The following is a 412-nucleotide window of genomic DNA, read 5'->3' as shown; positions in this document are numbered from 1 at the left end:
ATTAACAAAAAGAATCCTAGATTTAAACAAAGACAAGGCTAATTATGGCAAGAATTGCAGGGGTTGATATACCTAAACAAAAGCGAGGAGTTATAGCATTAACCTATATCTTCGGAATTGGTAAAAGCAGGGCTCAGAGTATCCTGAAAGAGGCCAAAGTAGATGAGAGTAAAAAGGTTTCAGATTGGGACGATGAAGAGATTGGTCGTATTCGAGAAGCCGTAGGTAATTATCAAATCGAAGGAGAATTACGTACTGAGGTTCAGTTGAGTATCAAACGTCTAATGGATATTGGAAGTTACAGAGGGATCAGGCATAGATCTGGTTTACCTCTAAGAGGTCAAAGAACCAAAAACAACTCAAGAACCAGAAAAGGTAGAAGAAAAACAGTTGCTAACAAGAAAAAAGCGAC

The 412-nt window shown here is 38.1% G+C and carries 1 protein-coding gene; it reads left to right on the top strand.

The window, feature by feature from the left end; genetic code table 11:
• Positions 1-44 precede the first annotated feature (44 nt).
• On the top strand, positions 45-412 hold a 368-nt coding region (rpsM, locus tag RM529_RS17820), incomplete at its 3' end, for a 30S ribosomal protein S13 (RefSeq protein ID WP_311486071.1).

The organism is Autumnicola edwardsiae, from assembly GCF_031846505.1.
Classification (GTDB): Bacteria; Bacteroidota; Bacteroidia; order Flavobacteriales; family Flavobacteriaceae; genus Autumnicola; species Autumnicola edwardsiae.
The sequence above is the reverse complement of the archived record's forward strand: the minus strand, read 5'-3'. Positions and strand labels throughout refer to the sequence as shown.